Genomic DNA, 22,558 nt, shown 5'->3' on the forward strand with positions numbered 1-22,558 from the left:
ACCGATTCGCCAGTCGCGCGAGATCGGATGAACAAGGAACGCCGCCATGTCCTGCGGTCTTGCCCTCGCCGTCGCCCTGTCCCTGACCGATCCCGCCGTCGCAACGGCCGTCGCGCAGCCGGCGTGGACGCCGGGCGACCCGGTGACCGTCGCCGAAGAGCCCCTCTTCGTCGACATCGTCGCCCGCGCCGGCAAGCTGAGGATCACGGCCGAGGGCTGGGCCTCCATGGACCTGGCCGTCGTCCTGGGCGGCCCGGACTGGACGGCCTTCAAGGCCGACGCCCTTGCGCTGGCCGACCGCGACATGCAGGGGCATCTGGCGCTGAAGGACCGCGGCGTCGACGGCGACCTGAAATGCATCCTGCGCGGCATTTCGGAGGACATCCCCGTCCGCCTGACCGCCTTCGAGAACGCCTCCAGCCCGGAAGAGCGCGCTTCCGCGCTTTCCGAATTGGTGCACCTGTTCGACGACAACGTGGCCGTGATCACCGCCCCGCCGCAGCCGGAGGTCTAGGCCTCGGCCTCGACCGTCTCCGGATACTTGATCGAGCAGCCGTAGGGCTGGGCGAAGGGCGTCGCCACGGGGCGGCCGGCCTCGAGATCCGTCAGGGCCGCGCGGACGAAGTTGTTGGCGCCTTCCAGATCCTCGACCTTGTTGGTCGGCCGGTCGTCGATGCCGCCGACGAAGACGACGCGGCCCTCGGGGTCGATGATCCGCATGTCGGGCGTGGTCCTGGCGTCGTACAGCTTGCCGACCTGACCCGTCGGATCCATCAGCAGGTGGGTCCAGGCGCCGTCGTGCCGGTTCCGGTAGCCGCGCGAGGCCTCGCCTTCGACGTAGCCTTGGGTCCCGGGCGCCGAGGAGATGATCGTCAGCCAGACGATCCCGTCGGCGGTCGCCTCTCGCTGCAGCGCCTGCATGGCCCCGGCCGAATAGTGCTTCTGCACGTAGGGGCAGCCCTCGTTGGTCCACTCGATGACGATGGTTTTGCCGCGGAAGTCGGCCAGACTGCGCCGGACGCCGTCGGAATCGACCAGGGTGAAGGCCGGCGCCGCGGGCAGGGCGGCGGTGGACGCGGCGGCGGTTTCCGTCTTCGTTTCGGGCGTCTCCGACGCGGGCGAGCAGGCGGCGAGGGCCAGGACGGCGGCGCAGGCGAGGGTCACGCGGATCATGGGACGTCTCCTTCGGTTCAGCGGGCGGAAATCTCCTGAAGGGCACGCACGATCGTGCCCTCGGTCAGCAGTTGCGGCAGGATGCGGGGCTCGCCGCCCCCCGCCGGGTAGAGCAGATACAGCGGCACGCCCGAGCGGCCGTGGCGGGCCAGTTCGGCGGCGATGACGTCGTCGCGCCGCGTCCAGTCGCCGACCAGATAGACGGCGTTCGCCGCCTCCAGCGCGTGCGCCACGCGCCCGGACGACAGGGCGGCGCGCTCGTTGATCTTGCACGTCACGCACCAGTCGGCGGTGAAGTTGACCAGCACGGGTCGGCCCTCGGCCTGTGCGGCGGCGACGGCTTCGGCCGACCAGGGCGAGGACGGCAGGGTCGTCGTGCCGGCGGGGACCGCCCCGGAAGTCGGCGCGGGCAGCATCGTCGCCGTTCCCGCCAGCGCGAGGCCTGCCAGCAGGGCCAGCGCCGCCGCGGCGGCGCTGAACACCGCCGGTCGGCTCTCCGCCCGTGCCGTCTGGTTCAGACCCGCCAGCCACAGGCCGAAGGCCACCAGAAGCGAGGCGGCGAACAGCAGGGCCAAGGCTTCGGCGCCCGCCTGCCGGCTGAACACCCAGGCCAGCCACAGGGCCGTGCCGTACATCGGAAAGGCCAGCACCCCCTTCAGCCGGTCCATCCACGGCCCGGGCGGGGGCAACCGCCGCAGCACGGCCGGGCTGAAGCTGACGGCGACGTAGGGCAGGGCCAGGCCCAGGCCCAACATGGCGAAGACGAGCAGGGCGACAGGCCACGGCATGACGAGCGCGGCCCCCAGCGCCAGCGCCATGAAGGGCGCGGTGCACGGGGCGGCGACCACGACGGCCAGCACGCCGGTGAAGAAGGCCCCGACCCCGCCCGGCAGGCGCGAAAGCGGACCCGATCCGGCCGCCGCCTGCAGCCCCGCGCCGACGTGATAGACGCCCGACAGGTTCAGTCCGACGGCCAGCATCAGCAGGGTCAGCCCGGCCATCACCCCCGGCGACTGGAGCTGGAAACCCCAGCCGACCGCCTGCCCCGCCGCCCGCAGCGCCAGCAGGGCGCCGCCCAGCGCGACGAAGGCGACCAGCACCCCGGCGAGGAAGGCCAGGCCGTCGCGCCGTGCGCGCGCGGCGTCGTGCGCCGTGGCCGCCAGCGACGCCGCCTTCATCGCCAGGATGGGGAAGACGCAGGGCATCAGGTTCAGGATCAGCCCGCCGATCAGCGCCAGCCCCAGCGCCGCCAGCACGCCGACGGCCGCGCCGGCGGTCGCCTCCGCCTCAGGCGTCAGGGCGCCTCCGCCCGACGTGCCGGGCAGGGCGTCGCCCGGTTCGGCGACGACTTCGAACGCGCCCCTGTCCGTGTCCAGCACGCCGGCCAATGGGCGCGCGGCCGGATCGAAGCCCCGGCCCGCGGTCAGCGTCAGCGCCAGGCCGTCGGGTCCGCGCGTCCCGGTCTGGGCGGCCGCATGGTCCAGCACCCCGCCCTCGAAGGGGAAGAAATAAGCCCGGGTCACGCCCTCGATCTCCGACCCTGTCGCGGTCAACAGGGGCCGGCCGTCCTCGCCGACGGTGACGCGCGCCGCGATCGGCGCCGGCCTGGGGCTGGTCTCCAGCACCTGCCGGATGGGCCCGGCGTGGACCGTGTCGGTCGCCGCGCCCGCAGAGACGGGCAGGGCCAGCGACAACTCCAGTTCGTCGGGCACGCACATTTCCGCGCTGCAGACCAGGAAGAGGGCCGTGACGGTGAACGTCCGCCGCGATCCGGGCGCGGCGTCCGCGGGAACCTGCACCGGCACGGGCAGGTAAACCACGCCGGAATAGCCGTAGTTCATCAGCGGCCCCAGCCGCTGCCGCTCCGGCAAGGGCCAGACGATGTCGCCGGCGGCGAAACCTGTCGGCAGCCGCCAGTCCAGCGTGGTCGCGCCGCCGGAATCTCCGGGGTTGCGCCAATAGGTATGCCAACCGGGCTCGATGTCCTGCCGCACCGCCAGCATCAGGGTCGAGCCGGGCGTGGCCCAGGCCGACATCGACACCAGTTCTGCTTCGATCCGCTCGGTCGTGCGGGGCTGGGCTGCGGCCAGCGCAGGCCACAGCAAGAAGGCCAGGATCAGGGCGGACAGACGACGCAAGCGGACCTCCGGGCGAGGCCTGCTTTCCTACAGAGCCGGGACGCGCGCTCCAAGCGCGGCGTCGCCGCAGCGTCGCGCCTCAGCGCGGGCGCGCCTCGATGAAGACCTGGGTGCGGCGACGCAAAGGTTCCATCGTGCCGTCGGCCGTCACCGCGCCCGCGTCGCCGGCGGCGTCAACTTGGAAAGCCGGCGTCGGCCATCCCTTCCGTTCGAACTCGGCCGCCACCGACTGGGCCCGCCGCTGCGACAGGGTCAGGTTCGCCTCGGGCGTGCCCGTCGCGGAAGCCAGGCCGATCACGGTCACCTGTGCGATGTCGCAGCCGCCCATCTGATCGGCCACGAGGTCGATCGCCTGCCGCGCCGCCGGGGTCAGGCCGGCAGCGGCCTCCTGGAAATAGACCTCGAACGACCGCGCGGTGCAGACGGACGGCTCCGCCACCAGCTGATCGCGCGTCAGCGGTCCTCCGGCGCAGGCCGCGAGGGTCAGCGCGGCGGTGAGGCCGAGGATGGGCGAAAGGCGCGATGCGGTCATGACGTCCACCTGATGTCTTTCCGGCGTAACGCCGCTCCACCCCGCCCGGTTGCGGTGAAGCGTCACCATAAACGAAAACGCCCGCCGTCCGAAGACGACGGGCGCATTTGAATCGGGTCGCCGCCGATCAGCGGTAACGACGGCCGTCCGGATAGTAGCAGTCGCCTTCCGGATAGCAGTAGATGCCGCGCGCCTGGTCATAGCGCTGATTGGCGCGGTCCTGCTGCGACCCGCGGATGGCGCCCGCTGCGCCGCCGACGACGGCGCCGATGGCCGCGCCGCGACCGGCGTTGCCGTCGCCGACGTTGTTGCCGATGATCGCACCGGCGACCGCGCCGACGCCGGCGCCGATGGCGCCCTGACGTACGGTTTCATTCGTGCCGTATCCGTCGCTGGCGCACGCGGCGGTCAGCAGGCCGGCGCCGGCGATGGCGATGAGAGCCTTTTTCATGGTGTTCCGTCCTCTGGAGAATCTCTGGTTTCGCCCCGGGGGTGAGAACGCTGGACCTGCGGGCGGGTTCCGCGATTAGGCTTGGCCGTAGGGGCCGGCTATAAGGTTAACGTCCGGAGTGGGACGGGGCCATGGCCCGTTCGTTGGTGGGGGTTGAGTGGATGATGCGTTTTTCTGAGATCATGCGGATGGCCGACGACGGCGGATCCGGACCGGTGTGGGCGTCGAAGCGTCGGCGAGGCGGCAATCCTTTGGTCGGGTTTCTGGTCGGCTTGCTGGCGCTGTTCGGCGCGGTGACGCTGGGCCTGTCGATCATGGACCGTTCGGTCGCCGAGGCCGGCGCCCGTATGGACGGCTGGATCGCCACGGGCTGGAACGCCGTGACCGGCAAGACCGAAGAGGCCGTCGACGCCGTTCCGGTCGCCGCCGACAAGGTCGCCGACGAGGCCGGCAAGGCCGCCGAGAAGACGGGCGACGCCCTGGAAGCCGGCGCGGCCAAAACCGCCGAGGAACTGCGCAAGGCCGACTGATCCTCGCGGGAACGGGGCCGCGCGCGGCACGTTTCGGCGAGCATGAGCGAAACCTTTGCCGTTGACGACGCGCCCGATCCCGCCGAGGCGCGCAGCCTGACGCCGCACGTTGCGTTGGGCCGCGTGCGCATGATCGTCAATCCGGCCTCGGGCAGCGTCGAGCTCGGCGCCGCAGAGGCCGCTCGCGCCATGCTGGCGGAGTACGACCTGCCGGACGTGGAGGTCGTCGAGTTGGCCCCCGGCGCCTTCGCCGAGGGGATCGCCCAGGCTGTGGACGCACGCCCGGACCTCCTGATCATCCTGGCCGGCGACGGCACGGCCGGCACGATCGCCTCGTCTCTGGGAGATGACGGCCCGCTGATCGCCACTCTGCCGGGCGGCACCATGAACATGCTGCCCAAGGCCCTGTATGGCACCACCGATTGGCGCAAGGCCCTGCGCGAGACTCTGGAGCAGGGCGAGGTGCGTCATGTCTCGGGCGGAGAGGTGGAGGGCCGCGCCTTCTTCTGCGCCGCCATCTTCGGCTCTCCGGCTCTGTGGGCGCCGGCGCGGGAGGCGATGCGCGAGGGGGATTGGCGGCTGGCTTGGCTGCACGGACGCCGCGCCCTGCGCCGGGCCTTCGGCGGCCGCTTGCGGTATCAGTTCGACGGCGGGCCGACGCGACGGGCCCAGGCGATCGCTCTGATCACCCCCCTGATCTCCAAGGTCATGGACGTCGACCGGGGACTGGAGGCCGCCGCGATGAGCCCGGAGGGCGCCGCCGACGCCTTCCGCCTGGCCGCGCACGCCCTGTTCGACGACTGGCGGCACGATCCGGCGGTGACGACCCAGACGGTACGAAAGGTCGTGATGAAGGCGCGCTCACGCATTCCGGCGGTCGTGGACGGCGAGCCGATGCGGCTGGACGCCGAAGCCCTGGCCACCTTCCGTCCGCGCGCCTTCAAGGCATTGGCCCCGCGTCTCGATCCACCGGGAATGGAGGCGTGAGCGGTCGCCTGATCCAGGTGTCCGACGTGCATTTCGGACGCGAGAACGCCGCCGCCGCCGAGGCGGCTCTGGAGTTGACGCACGTTCTCAAGCCCGACCTGACGCTGGTGACCGGGGACGTGACCCAGTCGGGGCAGCCGGAAGAGTTTCAGACGGCGGCCCGATGGATCGACCGTCTGGCAAATCCGACCTTCGTCGTCGTGGGCAATCACGACGTGCCCTATTTCAACGTGTGGCACCGGCTGTTCTCTCCGTGGAAGGCGTTCGAGACGACGATCGGCCACCCGGCCCACGACCATCAGTGGGTCGGCGAGCGGGTCATGGTGCGCGGGGTCACCACCGCGCGGGGCTGGCAGGCGCGGCTGAATTGGTCGAAGGGCGTGATCGATCTGGACCAGACGCGTCGGGCCGCCGAGGCCCTGCGCGCCGCGCCCTCCGGCGTGCTGCGGGTTCTGGCCTGCCACCATCCGTTGATCGAGATGATCGGCACGCCCGTGACCGGCGACGTCCGGCGGGGCGACGCCGCGGCGATGATCTTCGCGGAGGCCGGCGTGGACCTGATCCTGACGGGCCACGTCCACGTGCCGTTCGCCACGCCGATTCCGCTGGCGGACCAGTGTTCCTATGCCGTGGGATGCGGGACGCTGTCAGATCGTGAGAGGGGAGCGCCGGCCAGCTTCAACCGCATCGATTGGGACGACCGCGAGATCGTGGTGACCGTGATGGCGTGGACCGGCGACCGGTTCGACGAAAGCCAGGTCTGGCGGCTGCCGCGCCGGCGCGCCGCCGCTTGAGACGGGTCAACGGCGACGGCCGTGCGGCTTTTCGGTGAAGGCCGCGGCGACCATGGTGGCCAGCGCCGGGTTGCGCAGGAAAATCCAGCCCCCGGCCAGAGCCGCGACCGTTCCCAGGATCGGACGCTGGCGGAACAGCGCGTAGGCCCGGCCGCCCAGGCTCTCCGGCTCCTCTATCTCTTCCTCGTCGGCGTCGGGCGCGCCGAGAAAGACGGCCGCGATCACCGCCGCAGCAATGGCGAACAGCAGCATGGTGATGGCCGCGGCCGCCAGCGGCACGACCACCAGCGCCAGCGCGAAATAGATCGTCGCGCCAAGAGCGACGACCGCCACGAAGGCGGAAGCGGCGGCCGCGGCGCCCGCGACCGCCTTCTTGATCAGGCCTCGACCGATCATCAGCGCCGACGGCCGGCCAGCAGCATGCCGATCAGGACGCCGACGCCCAGCGCGATGGCGGTGGACTGGACCGGCCGCTCCTGCACCCGCTCGATAACGTAGCGCTGGGCCTCGTCGAAGCGCTCGGCGGCGTCGTCATAGACTTCGCGGCCACGCACGCGGGCCTGCTCGTAATAGGCCTGGGCCTGGACGCGGGCCTGCTCGGCCTTTTCGCGGACCAGGGCGTCGGCTTCCGCCGCCTTGGCTCGAAGGCGGGCCTCGGTTTCGGCGGCCTTGGCGCGCAGGCGCGCGGCCTCCTCGCGGCCGGCGATCTTCACGTCCTCCTTGAGGGTCTTCAGATCGTTTTTGACGTCTTCCCGAGCCTTGGTCGTGGCCATGTGATGCGCTCCGCTGTTCAAGCTTGACGGTTTAGATAGGGAACCCCGCCTGTCAACGCCATCTGGTGGGCGGAGTTCCCGCAGTGCGGCATGGCGGCGGCGCCGCGACCTGCTATTCAGATCTCATGACAGCCTGGATCCTGCCGCCCGCACTGACGCCGTCCCTGCCGGTCGTGGGGTCGGCCGCGCGCTTTCCCGTGCGCCGCATCCTGTGCGTCGGCCAGAACTACGCCGCCCATGCGCGCGAGATGGGGGCCGAACGGGCCGAGCCCTTCTTCTTCTCCAAGCCGGCCGACGCACTGGTCGCCGACGGCGCGGATCCCGTCTATCCGACGGCGACGGCGGACCTGCATCACGAGGTGGAACTGGTCTGCGCGGTCGGTCCTGACGGCATTCTGGGTTGGGCGATCGGTTGCGACCTGACGCGGCGCGACCTGCAGGCGGCGGCGAAGAAGGCGGGCCGGCCGTGGGATGCGGCCAAGGGATTCGACATGTCGGCGCCCTGCGGCGCGATCACGCTCGGGGCCGGCCCCGGCCCGGACGCCGCGATCGCCCTGTCCGTGGACGGAGAGCTCCGGCAGTCGGGTCGGATCGGGGACATGGTCTGGGCGCCCGACGAGATTCTGGCGAAGGCGCGGAAGCTGTGGGACGTGCGCCCCGGCGACCTGATCTTCACCGGCACCCCCGAGGGCGTCGGCCCGATCCTGCCCGGCCAGACGGTCGAGGCGACGATCGAGGGCCTGACTCCGCTGCGCTTCACGATGAGATCCCGATGATCCTGCACGGCTACTGGCGCTCCGGCGCCGCCTACCGCGTCCGCATCGCCCTGAACCTGAAGGGCGTCGCCTATGAGCAGAAGGGCGTGGACCTACGCACCGGGGCGCAGCGCGATCCGGCGTTCCTGAGCCGCAATCCGCAGGGGATGGTCCCGGCGCTGGAGACCGACGGTCTGGTGCTGACCCAGAGCCCGGCCATCCTGGAGTGGCTGGAGGAGACGCGGCCGGAGCCGCCGCTGCTGCCGGTCGCCCCGGCCGACCGGGCGGCGGTGCGGGCCATGACGGCGCTGGTCGTGTGCGACGTGCACCCCCTGAACAATCTGCGGGTCCTGAAAGCGCTGCGCGAGAGCTTCGACGCGGATCAGGACGCGGTCGACGCCTGGGCCGGTCGCTGGATCGGCGCGGGTTTCGACGCCCTGGAGCGACTGGTGGAACGGCATGGCGGCGGCTTCTGCTTCGGCGCGAGGCCGACCCTGGCCGACGTGGCGCTGATCCCGCAGATGTATTCGGCCCGGCGCTTCAACGTCGATCCGGCGCGCTGGCCCGGTCTGATGCGGGTCGAGGCCGCCGCCCTGGCCCTGCCCGCCTTCGCCGAGGCTCATCCGGACCGCCAACCGGACGCCGACTGACGATCGGCAGGGTTAATCCGCCGTCAAGGTGTTGGAAAACCGGCCTTAAGTTTTCGCCGTCAGGATCGGGCGGTGACGATTCCCGCGACCCGCGCGACGCCCGCCTCCGCCCTGGCCCTGGCCGTGGTGACCGAGCCCCTGCGCGCCGCGCCGGTGGCCCCGGGCGCCCGGGAAGAGAACCTGCGCGCCCTGCTGCAGACTGCCGCCGACGGCGGCGTTCGGGCCGTCGTCAGCCGGCCGGACGGGGACGAAGAACGCCTGCTGGGCCACGCCTGGCCATTCCCGTCACCCTTTGAGGTCACGGTTCGCACCGTCGCGTCCACTGAGGGGCTGGACCGGGTCGAGGCGCGCGCCCGACGCTCGCTGGAGCGGATGGGGCTGCCCCGCGCCGAGGCGCTTCTGGTGTCCTCAGCCGCCGATCTGGCGGGGTCGGAGGGACGCGCGCTGTGGGACCGCGTTCAGGGTCTAAGGGACCGCGGCTTGTTCAAAAAGGTCGGCTTCGTCGCCGAGGTCGAAGACGGACCGGGACTTCTGGCCCGCCGTCTGTCGCCCGACGTCGTGCGCCTGTCGTGCAATCTGCTGGACCAGGCCGCCTGCCGCTCGGGCGAGCTGGAAGCGCTGAACGGTCTGGGCGTGCAGGTGCAGCTGTCGTCGGTCTTCGCCAAGGGGGCCCTGTTCGGCGGCTCGGCCACGCCTGAGGCCTGGCACGGGCGTGAGTTGGAACTGTCGCGCGCGCGCCGTCGTCTGGCCGAGGCGCGGATCGATCCCATGCAGGCGGCCCTGGCCTATGGCCTGTCGCTGCCGGGCGATCCGCGGCTGGTCGTCTCGGTGGCCTCGGCGGCGGAGATGCGGGCCGTCCTGGCTGCGGTCCACGCGCCGGCCCCGAACATCGACTGGACCGAACTGGATCTGGGCCGCAGGGCGCCGGCCGCCGAAACGACCGGCGCCCGCTCGATCAGTAGCGCAGCCTGACGCCGACGAAGCCGGACCGACCCGGCTCGCCGTAGCCGAGCAGCTGTTGATAGGTCTCGTCGGCCAGGTTCTCGATCCGGGCCGTCAGCTCCACCCGATCCGTCAGACGCCAGGCGCCGTTCAGATTGGCCGTGACGAAGCCGTCGCGCTCTCCGCCCGAGTCCGGCATGTCGCCCTCGGCCCGCACCGTCAGGGCCGCGGACAGACGGTCGCCGATCCACGACAGGGTCGCGGAGCCGGCGTGTTCGGGCACGCGAAGGACGGGCGTCCCGGCGCCGACGTCTTCGGCGTCGGTCCAGGCATAGGCCAGGCTGAGGTCGAAGCCTCCGCCCAGCGCCGCGCGACCCTCCAGCTCCACGCCGTCCGTCCGCGTTTCGTCGAGGTTGACGTAGTAGAACTCGAAGCTGCCGAAATCGAAGAAGCCGTCGATCTGATCCTCGACCTCCAGCCGATAGGCGGTGACCCGTCCGTCGAACCGACCGTCGGCGGACCGCCAGCCCAGCGCGACCTCGCCGCCCCGTGCCGTCTCCGGCACCAGCGCCGGAACGATCGTGCCGGGCAGGACGAAGCAGAAGTCGCATACCGCCTGGCTGACGCTGGGCGTCTTGAACCCCGTGCCGTAGGCGCCCGACAGCGTCAGGCCGCCGCCCAGATCGTAGGCCGCCGACAGGCGTCCGGTGGTCTCGCCGCCGAAGTCGTCGGTCGAATCGTGACGCAGGCCGAGGTTCAGCGTCAGCCGGTCGGTCGCGCCCCAGCGCAGGGCCCCGAAGGCCGAGTCCACACCCAGTTCGGCGGAATAGCCGTTCAGGAAGGCCTCCGTCTCCTCGCGCTCCAGTCCGAAGGCATAGCCGACGTCGGCGCCGGCCCGGCCGTCGGCCTGCCACCGCAACAGACGACGCTCCCCCTCATAGGTCGAGGGTAAGGCGCTGTCCGTGACGCGTTCGATGTCTGAGCCCGCCGCGGTCAGCTGGTGGTCAAGTCCCAATACGTCGACGGCGCTCAGACGCACGAACCCCGAGCGATTGCGCGTGTCCGTCGTGTCGGCGCTGTCGACCGGACCGAAGGCGTCGATCTCGGCGAAGACGTCGGACTGGCGCGCCCGCGCCTCCAGCGACAGCCGGTCGGTCAGGGCGACGCGCCCGTTCAGGGCGATCGTCTCGGCCTCGACCCCGTCCGCCTCCGTCCCTGAGGCGGCGGCGGAGATGCCGTCGGTCTCGTAGCGGGAGAAGGACGCGCCGAAAGCGTGGCGGTCGGTCGAGACGCCCGCGGTCAGGCGGCCGCGCACGGTGTCGAAGGATCCGGCCTCCGCCTCCGCCTCGACGCCGTCCACCTCTCGGCTGACGACCGCGATGACGCCGCCGATGGCGTCGGAGCCCCACAGCGACGACTGCGGCCCGCTCAGCACCTCGAGGCGATCGACGGCGCCGAGGTCGAAGCCGGAGAAGTCGAAGCCGCCGGCGGGCTGTGACGGATCGCCGACCGGCACGCCGTCGACCAGCACCAGGGTCTTGTCCTGGCTGGCCCCGCGGATGCGCACGGCCGTGACCCCGCCGGGGCCGGCGCGATAGACCGACAGGCCGGGCACGTCGGCCAGCACGTCCTGGGCGAAGACGGCGCCGCGCAGGCGGACCGTCTCCGCGTCGACGACGCGGGCGCCGGGCGTGTCCTGCACGACGGCGGGCAGACGGGTGGCGGTGACGACGACGTCGTCCACGCGGGTGGTTTCCTGGGCGAACGCGCAGGCGGGCGCGGCCAGAACGGCCGCGGTGGTCAGAAGGAGTCGCTTCATGGCGACGGTCTCCTCGGCCGGAGGCGGGCGCGCCCCCCGACGGATGATGAGCGACCGATCCGCCGGACCTTTCGGTTCGGACGGCGCACGGATCGGGTCGCTTCGAAGAGACAAGCCTGTCCCCGCGCCTCCATCTGGTCCCGGATGGCGGGCGAGCGACGTCGGCGGCCAGGTCTCCTGGCTTGCGGGTCACAAGCGGTCATCCTCGCCTTCCCGGTTTCCCAGTGGCGCCGGATCCAGAGACCCGGAACGAACGACGGCCTCGCCGCCTACAGTTGCGGGCACAGCCGCGGTGTTCGACCGCGTTCCCTTAACCGCCTGCCGCGCTTGTCGCAGGGCGGCGGCGCGCGGGCAAGCGTTCAGCTCAGCTTGGCCGCCAGCTTCGACGCCCGGGACGCCAACGATTTGCGTCCGTCACGGCTTAGCCGCTGGAGGTGGGGACGAAGCCAGTCCCGCAAGTCGGCATCGGTTCGCGCCCAGACCGCCAGGGTGTCGATGGTCGTGTTGAGAACGATCCAGTCGTCGCTTTCCACCAGATTGCGGCGCAGCAGCGCCTCGGCCGCCCGGCGTTGATCCCCGTCCATGTCCGCGGCCAATCGGCCGAAAAGCTGGGCCAGCGTCCATTGCGCCGAGGCCTGATCCAGCGCGCCGACCTCGCTCAGCAGCCGGTCGATCACCGGCGCCAGCCAGTCATGGCGTTGGGCCTCCACGCGCTTCAGAGCATTGGACGCGCGCAGGCGCACCAGCGGATCGTCGCTGCCGTAACAGTCCAGCAGCTCTCCCAGCCGGGCCCGATCCGCCAGCACGGCCTCGACCACCTCGACGGTTCGACCCAGAGAATTGGGGCGTCCGCCGCTCAGCATGACGCGAAAGTCGTCCATGACCGCACCTTTGCGGCTTGAGGCGCCCACGGCAATCCGCCACGCTGGCCCGACCGCCATGAACGCCCGCCCCTCCCCAGAGCATTTCGTCGCCCCAGAGGGCTCGACGCCCGTCATGGCCCAGTTTCTGGAGGCCAAGGCGCAGCATCCCGACGCCCTGCTGTTCTTCCGCATGGGCGACTTCTACGAACTGTTCTTCGAGGACGCAGAGCGGGCGGCGGCGGCGCTGGGCCTGGCCCTGACCAAGCGCGGCAAGCACCTGGGTGAGGACATTCCGATGGCGGGCGTGCCGGCCCACGCCATGGAGGGCTATCTGGCCCGCCTAATCCGCCAGGGGTTTCGCGTCGCCGTCTGCGACCAGCTGGAGGATCCTGCCGAGGCGAAGAAGCGCGGGTCCAAGGCGGTGGTGCGGCGCGGCGTCGTGCGGATCGTCACGGCGGGCACCCTGACCGAAGACGGCCTGCTGGACGCGCGCGCGGCCAACCGGCTGGCGGCCGTGGCCATCCGGCGCGGCCGGGCGGCGGTGGCGACGGTGGAGCTGTCGGCTGGGGCGGTGGAGGTCATGGCCTGTGCGCCCGGCGACCTGGGCGCCGCGCTGGCCTCGGTGCGGCCCAGCGAGGTGCTGGCGCCCGACCGCCTGTTCTCCGACCCTTCGTTGAAGACGGCGCTGGACGGCTCAGGCGGCGTCGTCCAGGCCGTGCCGCAGGCCCAGACCGAACCTGAGGCGGCGCGGGCGCGGGTGGAGCGGCTGTACGGCGTCGCCTCGCTGGACGGCTTCGGCGCCTTCGAGGAGGCCGAGGTCTCGGCGCTGGGCCTGATCGCGGCCTACGTCGAGCTGACGCAGGCCGGAAAGACGCCGGCCTTGCTGCCGCCCCGCCGGCTGGGCGAGACCGGCCGGCTGGCCATCGACGCCGCCACGCGCCGCAGTCTGGAGATCGATCGGACCCAGTCGGGCGACCGGGAGGGGTCTCTGCTGGGCTGCCTGGACCGCACCGTGACGCCGGGCGGGGCGCGGGCGCTGGCCGACCGGATCGCGCGGCCGCTGTCGGATCCTCTGGAGATCAATCACCGTCTGGACGCGGTGGACTGGCTGCTGGAGCGGCGCGGACTGCGGCGGACCTTGCGCGACGGGCTGAAGGGCTCGGCCGACGTGGCGCGGGCGCTGTCGCGGCTGACGCTGGGACGGGGCGGGCCGCGCGATCTTGCGGCGATCCGCGGCGGCCTGCACTGCGCCGAGAGCCTGTCGGCCTGTTTCCTGACCGGCGGCGACGGCTTGCGGCCCCAGCCGCGCGACCTCGAGACGATCCTGGCCGACCTCGCCTTCCCGGCGGAGCTGGGCGCCCTGCTGGCCGAGCTGGACGCGGGCCTGTCGCCCGAGCCGCCGCATCTGGCGCGCGACGGCGGTCTGGTGAACCCCGGCTTCCGGCCTGAGCTGGATCAGGCGCGGTCCCTGCGAGACGACGCGAGGCGGGTCATCGCCGATCTGGAAGCCCGCGCCTCGGCCGAGGCGGGCATCCCCTTCAAGGTCCGGCACAACGCCGTGCTGGGCTATTTCCTCGAGACGACCGCGCAGAAGGCCGAACCCCTGCTCAGGCGCGGCCCGGACAGCCCCTTCATCCATCGCCAGACGCTGGCCAATCAGGTGCGGTTCACGACGGTGGAGCTGTCGGACCTCGATGCCCGCATCGCCCAGGCCGGGCATCGGGCGCTGGCCATCGAGGTCGAGACCTTTGAGGGCTGGCGGGCCGCCTGCGCCGCTGCCGCCGCGCCGCTGCAGGCGGTGGCGGAGGCCCTGGCCGCGCTGGACGCCGCCTGCGCCCTGGCCGAATGGGCCGAGGAGGTCGGCGCGGTGCGGCCCGTCGTGGACGGCTCGACCTGCTTCTGCGTGGAGGCCGGGCGGCATCCGGTGGTCGAGGCGGCGGTGCGCCGCGCGGGCGACCCCTACACGCCCAACGACTGCCTGCTGGACGGCGAGGCTTCCGCCGGGCCGCGCATGGCCCTGGTCACCGGGCCGAACATGGCCGGCAAGTCGACCTTCCTGCGCCAGAACGCGCTGCTGGTGATCCTGGCCCAGGCCGGCGCCTTCGTGCCGGCGCGGTCGATGCGCCTGGGCGTCGTCGATCGCCTGTTCAGCCGGGTCGGTTCGGGCGACGACCTGGCGCGGGGTCGATCCACCTTCATGACCGAGATGGTCGAGACGGCGGCGATCCTGAGTCAGGCGGGCGAACGCAGCTTCGTCGTGCTGGACGAGATCGGGCGGGGAACCGCGACCTATGACGGCCTGGCCATCGCCTGGGCGGTGACGGAGGCCCTGCACGACCGGGCCCGCAGCCGCACCCTGTTCGCCACCCACTATCACGAGCTGGCGGCGCTGGAGGACCGGCTGGGCGGGCTGGCCAACCTGTCCATGCGGGTGCGCGAGTGGGAGGGCGAGCTGGTGTTCCTGCACGAGGCGGCGGCGGGGGCGGCGGACCGCAGCTATGGCGTCCAGGTGGCGCGGCTGGCCGGGGTTCCGCCCCAGGTCGTGGCCCGGGCGCAGTCCGTTCTGGAGACGCTGGAGGGCCGCGGCCAGTCCGCCGGGCGGCTGGCGGACCTGCCCCTGTTCGCTTCGGTCGCCGAGCCTGCGGCGCCCGCGCCGGGTCCCTCTCCGCTGGATCGCGCGCTGGCCGAGATCGAGCCGGACGACCTGACGCCGCGCGAGGCGCTGGAGGCGCTCTACCGGCTCAAGTTCCTGCGGGACTGACGACGGCCGGCGTGGCGAAGTTCAGGACGCAGACGGTCCGCCAGACCGGATGCGGGCCGCAGGCGGCGCCCACCAGCCGGTAGTTCGGGCTGAACAGGATCGTGCGGTGACCCCGATCCGGCACACCGTCGTCGACGATCAACTGCATGATCGCCTGTTCTGGCGTCGGGCCATAGGCGATCGCCTCCGCGGTCCCCCGCCAGCGGCCGTGGCGGCGCATCCGCTCGTGCGGCGTGGAGCCGTCGGTGCCCGCATGGCCGACGCGGCCCGTGCGCCCTTGCTCCGCCGCATGATCGGCCGCCGCCCGGTCCAGCGGCGTCGAACGGGCGAGAGGCGGAAGGGCGGGCTGGGACTCCAGAAACCGGATCGCCTCGTCCACCGCCGCCACGCCTTCCTGGGTCACGACCGCGATCTCGCCCGTCCGCTGGAACCGATTGCCGGTGAACAGGTCGCGAAAGGCGCGCACCTGCTCCGCATAGGCGCGAGGATCGGTCCGTGCGGCGTTCAGCTCGGCCAGCATGGCGTCCACGCCGGTCGGGGCCTGCGCCGGAGCGGTTCCGAGAAGCAAGAGACAGAACGGGCCCAGAAGCATTCGGAGGATCGCGCTCATGCCGCGACCATGCCTCGCCCATAGGCGGCGCGCCAGCGGGCGGGCTATATCCACCCCATGAGGGACCCTCGCCCCGCATCGCTGACGTCTGACCTGCTTCAGGAAGACGCCTGGGCCGCGGCCGCCCTTGCTGCGGACCCGCGGGCGGCGGTCGGGCCGCTGGTGGCCGCCCTGCTGTCGTCGGGTCGGGACCGGGCGACGCGGCGGCTCGAGGCCGGCGCCGGCGGCGTGGACACGGCGCGGCTCTATGCCCAGGCCGCCGACGCGGCCGTGGCGGCGCTGTGGGACTTCGCCTCCGGGCGCCTGTTCCCCGCCGCCAATCCGACCCAGGCCGAGCGGCTGTCGCTGCTGGCCGTCGGCGGCTACGGGCGCGGCGTCCTGGCGCCGCACTCGGACCTCGACCTGCTGTTCCTGCGGCCGTGGAAGACCACGCCGCGCGCCGAACAGGTGACGGAGTTCGTGCTCTACGTCCTTTGGGATCTGGGGCTGAAGGTCGGCGCCTCGGCCCGATCGGTGGACGAGTGTCTGAAGCTGTCGCGCAGCGACATGACGATCCGCACGGCCCTGCTGGAGGCGCGGCCTCTGGCGGGGGACGCGGCGCTGTCGGCGGAAATGATCGAGAAATTCCGCGCCTTCGTGCGCAAGGCCGACCCGCGGCCCTTCATCGCCGCCAAGTTGGAGGAGCGCGACGCCCGCCACGAGAAGGCGGGGGCGGTCCGCAACCGGGTCGAGCCCAACGTCAAGGACGGCAAGGGGGGGCTGCGCGATTTGAACGCCCTGTTCTGGATCGCGCGGGGCCTTTCGCCCGACAGCCCGGACGGCGAGGCGACGCTGAACGAGATCCTGACGGCCCGCGAGCGCCGCCTGTTCGCCGAGGCGGCCGACTTCCTGTGGCGGGTGCGGCATCACATGCATCTGACGGCAGGCCGAGCGGTGGAGGCGCTGACGTTCGACCTGCAGCCAGAGGTGGCGCGCCGCATGGGCTGGCGGGGGCGAGGCGACGAGCCGGCGGTGGAGCGGTTCATGCGCCGCTACTTCCTCGTCGCCGGCGACGTCGGGGCCCTGACCCGGGCCTTCGCCGCCCAGCTGGAGGCGCGCGGGCAAAAGGCGACGCTCAGCCTGTCGCGCCTGTTCCCGCCCCGGCTCAGAAAACTGGCGACCGAGGGGTTCGTCGTCGTCGGCGGCCGGCTGTCGGTCACCGGGCCGGAGGTGTTCGCCGCGGACCCGGTCAAGCTGCTGGACCTGTTCCGGGTCATGGACGCCGAGGATCTGGACCTGCACCCCGACGCCTTCGCCGCCGTGTCGCGCTCGCTCAATCTGGTGACGCCGCAGCTGCGACGCGACACGCGGGCCGCCCGCGCCTTTCTGGACGTGCTCGCTTGGGGGCAGCGCCCCTATCGCGTGCTCAGCGTGATGAACGCCGTCGGCCTGCTGGGCCGGTTCCTGCCCGAGTGGGGCCGGATCGTCGGTCAAACGCAGTTCAACATGTACCACGCCTACACCGTCGACGAGCACACGCTGCAGGCGGTGGGGGTCATCAACGACGTCCAGCGCGGCAAGTTGAAGGACGACCACCCGCTGGCCAGCGAGATCGTGCATCGCATCGTCGACTTCGAGGCGCTGATGCTGGGCATGCTGCTGCACGACGTCGGCAAGGGCGGCGATCGCGGCCAGCTGGAGGACGGCGCCATCGCCGCGCGGCGCGCCTGCCAGAGGCTGGGCGTCGATCCGCGCCGCACGGAGCTGGTGTGCTGGCTGGTGGCCAGTCACCTGATCCTGTCCGACGTGGCCCAGAAGCGCGACGTGTCGGACCCCGCCACCGTGCGCGCCTTCGCCGAGCGCGTCGGCGATCCGGAGCGGCTGCGGATGCTGCTGGTGCTGACGGTCGCCGACGTGCGGGCGGTGGGCCCGGGCGTCTTCAACAGCTGGAAGGGCGGGTTGATGCGCGATCTGTTCCGGCGCGTCGACGCCCTGTTCCGGGGCGAGGACGCCGACGAGGTCGATCCGGCCGCAGGCTTCGAGGCCCTGCTCGACAGGGCGCGGGACGAAACCGTCGCCGCCGACGCCCTGGTGGACTGGGACCAACCGAAGATCGGCGGTCGGGCGACCACGCGCGTGGCCGTCGCCGCGCCGGACCGGCCTCGCCTGTTCGCCGACCTGGCCGCCGCCTTGGCGGCCGAGGGAGCGGACGTCGTCGGCGCCCGCATCGGCTCCGTCGGCGACGGGCTGACGCTGGACGTGTTCGAGGTCCAGGACGGCGCGGCGCGCCCGTACGGTCAGGACGAGCCTCGGCGTCTGGCGCGACTGCTGGAGAGGTTGGCCGACGCGGCGCGAACCCCGATCGTCCGCCCCGCCACTCCCGCGCCCGCCGCGCCGAACCCCAGGCGGGCGGCCTTCGACGTACGGCCGGTGGTCATGGTCGACCTCGAGACGGTCGACGACGCGGCGGTGGTGGAGGTGTCGGGGCCCGACCGGCCGGGGCTGCTGGCCGCGCTGGCGGCGGCGCTGGCGGACGGCGGCTGGCAGATCCGCTCGGCCCATGTGGCCAACTTCGGCGAGCGCGCGGTGGACGCCTTCTATCTGACCGACCGCGACGGCTCCAAGCCGCGCCCGGGCAAGCGACTGGACGCCCTGCGCGGCGCGCTGGCCGCCGTGCTGGAGGCCGCGCCGCCGCCGCTGCCCGACGGTCGCCGCATCACGCCCGTGCGCGCGTCGACGCGCGACGTGTCGGACCTGTCGCGCGGGGCCGTTCCGTCGCGGCGCAAAGCGGGATAAGCGGGGTCGAACCTCGACCACGGGACGCCCGGACCTTGACCTTCACGCCTGAGCCGCCGTCCGGTCCGACCGACGCCGAACCGCCGACGGCTCCGGCCGGGTCCGTGGCGAAGGGCGGCGGCATGCTGCGCTCCTCCGCTATCTTTTCGGGCCTGACGCTGGTCAGCCGCGTCGTCGGTTTCGCGCGGGACGTGGTGATCACGGCGGCGCTCGGGGCGGCTTCCGGTCCGGCGGGGGACGCCTACAACACGGCCCTCAGCTTCCCGAACCTGTTCCGCCGCATCTTCGCCGAGGGGGCGTTCGCCGCCGCCTTCGTGCCGGCCTACACCCGCACATTGAAGACCGAGGGGCCGGTCGAGGCCGACCGCGTGGCGACCCAGGCCCTGGCGGCCGTCGCCTTCGCCACCGTCCTGCTGACGGTGGCGGCCCAGCTGGCCATGCCCTGGCTGATGCGGGGCATCAACGTCGGCTTTCTGGACGATCCGGCCCGGTTCAAGCTGGCGGTGGTCCTGACCCAGATCACCATGCCGTACCTGCCCTGCATGGCGATCGCGGCCCTGCTGTCGGGCGTGCTGAACGCGCGCGGGCGGTTCATCGTCTCGGGCGCCTATCCCATCCTGCTGAACCTGATCATGCTGATCGCCGTCATTCCGGCCCAGGGCGGCCAGATCGGCGCGGCCTACGCCGCCAGCTGGGCCGTTCTGGTCGCGGGCGTCAGCCAGGCGGGCCTGTGCTGGTGGGGCGCGCGCAAGGCGGGGGCGGACGTGCGGCTGGCCCTGCCGCGGCTGACGCCGCCGGTGAAGGCCATCATCATCACGGCCATCCCGGCCGCCATCGGCAATTCGGCGACCCAGATCAACGTCTTCATCTCCGGCAACCTGGCCAGTTTCGTGGACGGCGGCCGCACCTGGCTGGCGACGGCGGACAGGCTTTATCAGCTCCCTCTGGGACTGGTCGGCGTCGCCATCGGCATCGCCCTTCTGCCGCGCCTGTCCGCCGCCGTGGCGACCAAGGACCATGCCCAGGAACAGGCTGCGATGGACGAGGCGGTGATCCTGTCCATGGCGCTGACGCTGCCGGCGGCGGCGGCACTCATGGCCATGCCCTACTTCCTGATCGATGGCCTCTTCACGCGTGGCGAATTCCTGGCTCTGGACGCACGCGCCACGTCCGCGGCCCTGTTTCAGTTCGGCTGGGGCGTGCCGGCCTTCGTCCTGATCCGCATCCTGTCTCCGGGCTTCTTCGCGCGCGGCGACACGCGTACGCCGATGACCTTCGCCTTGGTCTCCGTGGCGGTGAACGCGGCGCTGGCCCTGGCGCTGTTCTATGGCGGCATGGGCGTGCCGGGCATCGCCGCCGCCGTGTCGGGCGCGGCTTGGGCTAATGCAGGGCTTCTGGCTCTGACGCTCTGGCGCACCGGCCACTGGCGGCCCGGTCCCGGCGTGCTCGGGCGGCTGGCGCGGATCGGTCTGGCGGCGCTGGGTCTGGCGGCGGCCGTATGGGCCGTCCAGTCCGTTCGGCCCCAGATCGAGGCGGTCGTCGGGGCCAAGGAGATCGCCCTGGTCGCGGCCACCGCCGCCGGCGGGCTGGCCTACGTCGTGCTCGCCTTCCTGACGCGCGCGATCACCCCGGCCGAGGTGCGCCAGCTGGTGCGGCGTCGCTAGACTTGCGGCTCCGTTCCCGCTGAGGCAAAGCCCGGCCATGTCCGAGACCGCGTCCCCGCCCGCTTCCGCCTACGTCGGCCCCCGCCGCATCCTGTCGGGCATTCAGGCGTCCGGCGCCCTGCATCTGGGCAACTACCTCGGCGCGCTGAAGCGGTTCACCCAGCTGCAGGACCAGGGCGCGCCCTGCTTCCTGTTCGTGGCCGACCTGCACGCCGTCACCGTGTGGCAGGATCCGAAGCTGCTGGCGGCCCAGACGCGCGAGATCGCGGCGGCCTATCTGGCCTCGGGGCTGGACCCCGCGCGCTCGGTCATCTTCCCGCAGTCGGCGGTCCGCGCCCATTCCGAACTGGCCTGGATCTTCAACTGCGTCGCCCGCCTCGGCTGGCTGGACCGCATGACCCAGTTCAAGGAGAAGTCCGGCAAGCACAAGGAGCGGTCCTCGGTCGGCCTCTACACCTATCCGGTGCTGCAGGCGGCCGACATCCTGCTCTACAAGGCCACCGAGGTGCCGACCGGCGAGGACCAGAAGCAGCATCTGGAACTGACCCGCGACATCGCCGCCAAGTTCAACGGCGACTTCGAGGTTCCGGGCTTCTTCCCCCTGCCCGAACCCCTGACCCAGGGGCCGGCGCCGCGCGTCATGAGCCTGCGCGACGGCACGGCCAAGATGTCGAAGTCCGATCCGTCCGACGCCAGCCGCATCAACCTGACCGACGACGCCGACGTCATCGCCGGCAAGATCCGCAAGTCAAAGACGGACATGGGCGTCATGCCCGAGCCTGGCGAAAGCCTGGACGACCGGCCCGAGGTTCGCAACCTGCTGACCATCTACGCCGCCCTTTCGGACCGCAGCCGAGACGATGTGATCGCCGAGTTCGCCGGTCAGGGCTTCGGCGCCTTCAAGCCGAAGCTGGCAGATCTGGCCGTCGAAAGCCTGGCCCCGGTCACCGCCGAGATGCGCCGCCTGATGGCCGACCCGGCCGAGATCGACCGCGTGCTCAAGGACGGAGCCTCCCGCGCCGCGGCCGTCGCCGACGCCACGGTCGCCGAGGTCAAGGACGTCGTCGGGTTCTGGAAGGGCTGATCGCGACCTTCGGACGTCCGTGTCCGGCTCTCGGCTGACGTGACCCGACGGCAGGGCTATATCCCGGCCATGCATCCCCTCGATCGGCCGATCTGGAGCGCCCTGACCACACGCCAGGCGCATCTCGCCGTCGGCGACGGCGGGGCGTTGAGGTTCGATGCGGAGCACGCCCTGTTCGCCGCCGGCGCCGACGTCGGCCCTGATGCGGCGCCGGCGCTGGGACGGCTCGTTCCCGATGCCGGGACGATCGGGCTGGTGGAGGCCGCGCCGGTGGCCTTGCCCGTGGGCGCCCGCGCGGTCGTCCAGCCCGCCTGCGTGCAGATGGTTCTCGACGCCCTGACGCCGTCGCGCGGCCCGGAACCCGCATGGATCGACCTCGTCGAGGCGGACGCGCCCGACATGCTGGCGCTGGCCACGCTGACCGAGCCCGGCCCCTTCTTCCGAAGGACCCATCTCTTGGGCGGCTTCGTCGGCGTGCGGATCGACGGGCGTCTGGCGGCCATGGCCGGGGAGCGCATGAAGCCTGAAGGCTTCACGGAGGTTTCGGGCGTCTGCGTCCATCCGGACTTTCGCGGTCGCGGCCTGGCCGGCGCCCTGATACGGATCGTCGCCGACCGCATCCTGGCGCGCGGCGAGACGCCCTTTCTGCACGCCTACGCCGGGAAGCCCGAGGCCCTGGCCCTGCACCGCTCGGTCGGCTTCGAGGTGCGCCGGCCCATGATCTTCACCCTGCTGAGCAAGATGGACGACGATGAGCGAACATGCGGCCACGGTTGAATGGGCACGGGGCGATCAGCCCTTCTCCGACGGGCGGTACTCCCGCGCCCACGACTGGCGCTTCGACGGCGGGGCCGTGGTGCGCGGATCATCCGCGCCGCCCGTGCCGGGCTCCGATCCGGCCGCCGTCGATCCGGAGGAGGCCTTGGTGGCGGCCGTCTCGGCCTGCCACATGCTGTTTTTCCTGGCCTATGCGGCCAAGGCGGGGTTCGTGGTCGACCGTTACGCCGACGCCGCCTCGGGAACCCTGGGCAAGGACGATCGGGGCCGCCTCTCCATGACGGAGATCGTCCTTCGCCCTCGCATCGACTGGGTCGGAGAGGGGCCGACGGCCGAGGCTCTGGCGGACCTCCATCATCGGGCGCACGAAAGCTGCTATCTGGCCAACTCGATCCGGGGCCACGTCAGGCTGCTCGATCCGTCGACCGGCTCCTGACGCGGTCACCCACGGGCCGCCGGTCTGAAATGTCCGCCTTGTGT

At 72.0% G+C, this 22,558-nt stretch carries 22 protein-coding genes and 1 riboswitch; of the genes, 13 read left to right on the forward strand and 9 right to left on the reverse strand.

All coding sequences use genetic code 11. The features are described 5' to 3' along the window. The first annotated feature begins 46 nt into the window (after nt 1-46). Complete coding sequence (locus VGN45_RS05045; protein WP_327460007.1) at nt 47-514, forward strand: hypothetical protein; 468 nt, start codon at nt 47-49, stop codon at nt 512-514. On the opposite strand, the gene VGN45_RS05050 is transcribed toward VGN45_RS05045, so the two are convergent. From VGN45_RS05050 to VGN45_RS05065, 4 genes are all read right to left on the reverse strand, one after another. Further along, nucleotides 511-1,173, reverse strand: coding sequence for a redoxin domain-containing protein (locus VGN45_RS05050; RefSeq protein WP_327460009.1), 663 nt, complete (start codon nt 1,171-1,173; stop codon nt 511-513). The two genes, VGN45_RS05045 and VGN45_RS05050, sit on opposite strands and share 4 nt — an antisense overlap. A gap of 17 nt (nt 1,174-1,190) precedes the next feature. Continuing rightward, complete coding sequence (locus VGN45_RS05055; RefSeq protein WP_327460011.1) at nt 1,191-3,311, reverse strand: protein-disulfide reductase DsbD family protein; 2,121 nt, start codon at nt 3,309-3,311, stop codon at nt 1,191-1,193. Between the two features lie 79 nt (nt 3,312-3,390). Then, nucleotides 3,391-3,843 (reverse strand): OmpA family protein, encoded by a 453-nt coding sequence (locus VGN45_RS05060; RefSeq protein ID WP_327460013.1) that lies wholly within the window; start codon nt 3,841-3,843, stop codon nt 3,391-3,393. Between the two features lie 127 nt (nt 3,844-3,970). Next, on the reverse strand, nt 3,971-4,294 hold the full coding sequence (locus tag VGN45_RS05065; RefSeq protein WP_327460015.1) for a YMGG-like glycine zipper-containing protein: 324 nt from the start codon (nt 4,292-4,294) through the stop codon (nt 3,971-3,973). Between the two features lie 161 nt (nt 4,295-4,455). Between VGN45_RS05065 and VGN45_RS05070 the strand changes: the two genes are divergently transcribed. From VGN45_RS05070 to VGN45_RS05080, 3 genes are read left to right on the forward strand one after another with little or no spacing between them, the layout of a single operon-like run. Beyond that, nucleotides 4,456-4,824, forward strand: a complete 369-nt coding sequence (locus tag VGN45_RS05070) for a hypothetical protein (protein WP_327460017.1) — start codon at nt 4,456-4,458, stop codon at nt 4,822-4,824. Nucleotides 4,825-4,866: 42 nt separating this feature from the next. Further along, a complete protein-coding gene (locus VGN45_RS05075) occupies nt 4,867-5,811 on the forward strand; it encodes a diacylglycerol/lipid kinase family protein (protein WP_327460019.1) in 945 nt (314 codons plus the stop codon). Continuing rightward, nucleotides 5,808-6,605 (forward strand): metallophosphoesterase, encoded by a 798-nt coding sequence (locus VGN45_RS05080; protein ID WP_327460021.1) that lies wholly within the window; start codon nt 5,808-5,810, stop codon nt 6,603-6,605. The genes VGN45_RS05075 and VGN45_RS05080 overlap by 4 nt, the downstream gene beginning before the upstream one ends. A 6-nt stretch (nt 6,606-6,611) precedes the next feature. On the opposite strand, the gene VGN45_RS05085 is transcribed toward VGN45_RS05080, so the two are convergent. Together VGN45_RS05085 and VGN45_RS05090 are read right to left on the reverse strand one after the other, a co-directional pair. After that, entirely contained in the window at nt 6,612-7,001 is a 390-nt protein-coding gene (locus tag VGN45_RS05085; RefSeq protein WP_327460024.1) for a hypothetical protein, read from the reverse strand. Next, on the reverse strand, nt 7,001-7,378 hold the full coding sequence (locus VGN45_RS05090) for a DUF883 family protein (protein WP_327460026.1): 378 nt from the start codon (nt 7,376-7,378) through the stop codon (nt 7,001-7,003). The genes VGN45_RS05085 and VGN45_RS05090 overlap by 1 nt, the downstream gene beginning before the upstream one ends. 125 nt (nt 7,379-7,503) lie before the next feature. On the opposite strand from VGN45_RS05090, the gene VGN45_RS05095 reads away from it, so the two are divergent. The 3 genes from VGN45_RS05095 to VGN45_RS05105 all read left to right on the forward strand — a co-directional run bounded on the left by VGN45_RS05095 (nt 7,504) and on the right by VGN45_RS05105 (nt 9,755). Then, nucleotides 7,504-8,154, forward strand: coding sequence for a fumarylacetoacetate hydrolase family protein (locus VGN45_RS05095; RefSeq protein WP_327460028.1), 651 nt, complete (start codon nt 7,504-7,506; stop codon nt 8,152-8,154). Continuing rightward, a complete protein-coding gene (maiA, locus tag VGN45_RS05100; protein WP_327460030.1) occupies nt 8,151-8,783 on the forward strand; it encodes a maleylacetoacetate isomerase in 633 nt (210 codons plus the stop codon). The genes VGN45_RS05095 and maiA overlap by 4 nt, the downstream gene beginning before the upstream one ends. A 72-nt stretch (nt 8,784-8,855) precedes the next feature. Beyond that, the gene (locus VGN45_RS05105) at nt 8,856-9,755 is read left to right on the forward strand and encodes an aldo/keto reductase (RefSeq protein WP_327460032.1); all 900 of its coding nucleotides are present in this window, start codon (nt 8,856-8,858) and stop codon (nt 9,753-9,755) included. Here the strand turns inward: VGN45_RS05105 and VGN45_RS05110 are convergent. After that, nucleotides 9,739-11,544, reverse strand: coding sequence for a TonB-dependent receptor plug domain-containing protein (locus VGN45_RS05110; protein WP_327460034.1), 1,806 nt, complete (start codon nt 11,542-11,544; stop codon nt 9,739-9,741). The two genes, VGN45_RS05105 and VGN45_RS05110, sit on opposite strands and share 17 nt — an antisense overlap. Before the next feature lie 170 nt (nt 11,545-11,714). Then, nucleotides 11,715-11,855, reverse strand: a riboswitch (cobalamin riboswitch). Nucleotides 11,856-11,903: 48 nt separating this feature from the next. Continuing rightward, a complete protein-coding gene (locus VGN45_RS05115; protein WP_327460037.1) occupies nt 11,904-12,425 on the reverse strand; it encodes a hypothetical protein in 522 nt (173 codons plus the stop codon). A 58-nt stretch (nt 12,426-12,483) separates the two neighbouring features. Here VGN45_RS05115 and mutS point away from each other — a divergent pair, with 58 nt between their 5' ends. Beyond that, on the forward strand, nt 12,484-15,168 hold the full coding sequence (gene mutS / locus VGN45_RS05120; protein WP_327460187.1) for a DNA mismatch repair protein MutS: 2,685 nt from the start codon (nt 12,484-12,486) through the stop codon (nt 15,166-15,168). On the opposite strand, the gene VGN45_RS05125 is transcribed toward mutS, so the two are convergent. After that, entirely contained in the window at nt 15,149-15,778 is a 630-nt protein-coding gene (locus tag VGN45_RS05125) for a CAP domain-containing protein (RefSeq protein WP_327460039.1), read from the reverse strand. The two genes, mutS and VGN45_RS05125, sit on opposite strands and share 20 nt — an antisense overlap. Before the next feature lie 57 nt (nt 15,779-15,835). On the opposite strand from VGN45_RS05125, the gene glnD reads away from it, so the two are divergent. From glnD to VGN45_RS05150, 5 genes are all read left to right on the forward strand, one after another. After that, nucleotides 15,836-18,553 (forward strand): [protein-PII] uridylyltransferase, encoded by a 2,718-nt coding sequence (gene glnD / locus VGN45_RS05130; protein WP_327460041.1) that lies wholly within the window; start codon nt 15,836-15,838, stop codon nt 18,551-18,553. A gap of 122 nt (nt 18,554-18,675) precedes the next feature. Beyond that, nucleotides 18,676-20,217: a murein biosynthesis integral membrane protein MurJ gene (gene murJ / locus VGN45_RS05135; RefSeq protein WP_327460188.1), complete on the forward strand. Its 1,542-nt coding sequence runs from the start codon at nt 18,676-18,678 to the stop codon at nt 20,215-20,217. 37 nt (nt 20,218-20,254) lie between these two features. Beyond that, nucleotides 20,255-21,301: a tryptophan--tRNA ligase gene (trpS, locus tag VGN45_RS05140; RefSeq protein WP_327460044.1), complete on the forward strand. Its 1,047-nt coding sequence runs from the start codon at nt 20,255-20,257 to the stop codon at nt 21,299-21,301. 69 nt (nt 21,302-21,370) lie between these two features. Next, nucleotides 21,371-22,078 (forward strand): GNAT family N-acetyltransferase, encoded by a 708-nt coding sequence (locus VGN45_RS05145; protein ID WP_327460046.1) that lies wholly within the window; start codon nt 21,371-21,373, stop codon nt 22,076-22,078. After that, the gene (locus tag VGN45_RS05150) at nt 22,053-22,514 is read left to right on the forward strand and encodes an OsmC family protein (protein ID WP_327460048.1); all 462 of its coding nucleotides are present in this window, start codon (nt 22,053-22,055) and stop codon (nt 22,512-22,514) included. The genes VGN45_RS05145 and VGN45_RS05150 overlap by 26 nt, the downstream gene beginning before the upstream one ends. The last annotated feature ends 44 nt before the right edge of the window (nt 22,515-22,558 follow it).

It is taken from the genome of Brevundimonas sp., from assembly GCF_035999125.1.
In the GTDB taxonomy this organism is placed as follows: Bacteria; Pseudomonadota; Alphaproteobacteria; order Caulobacterales; family Caulobacteraceae; genus Brevundimonas.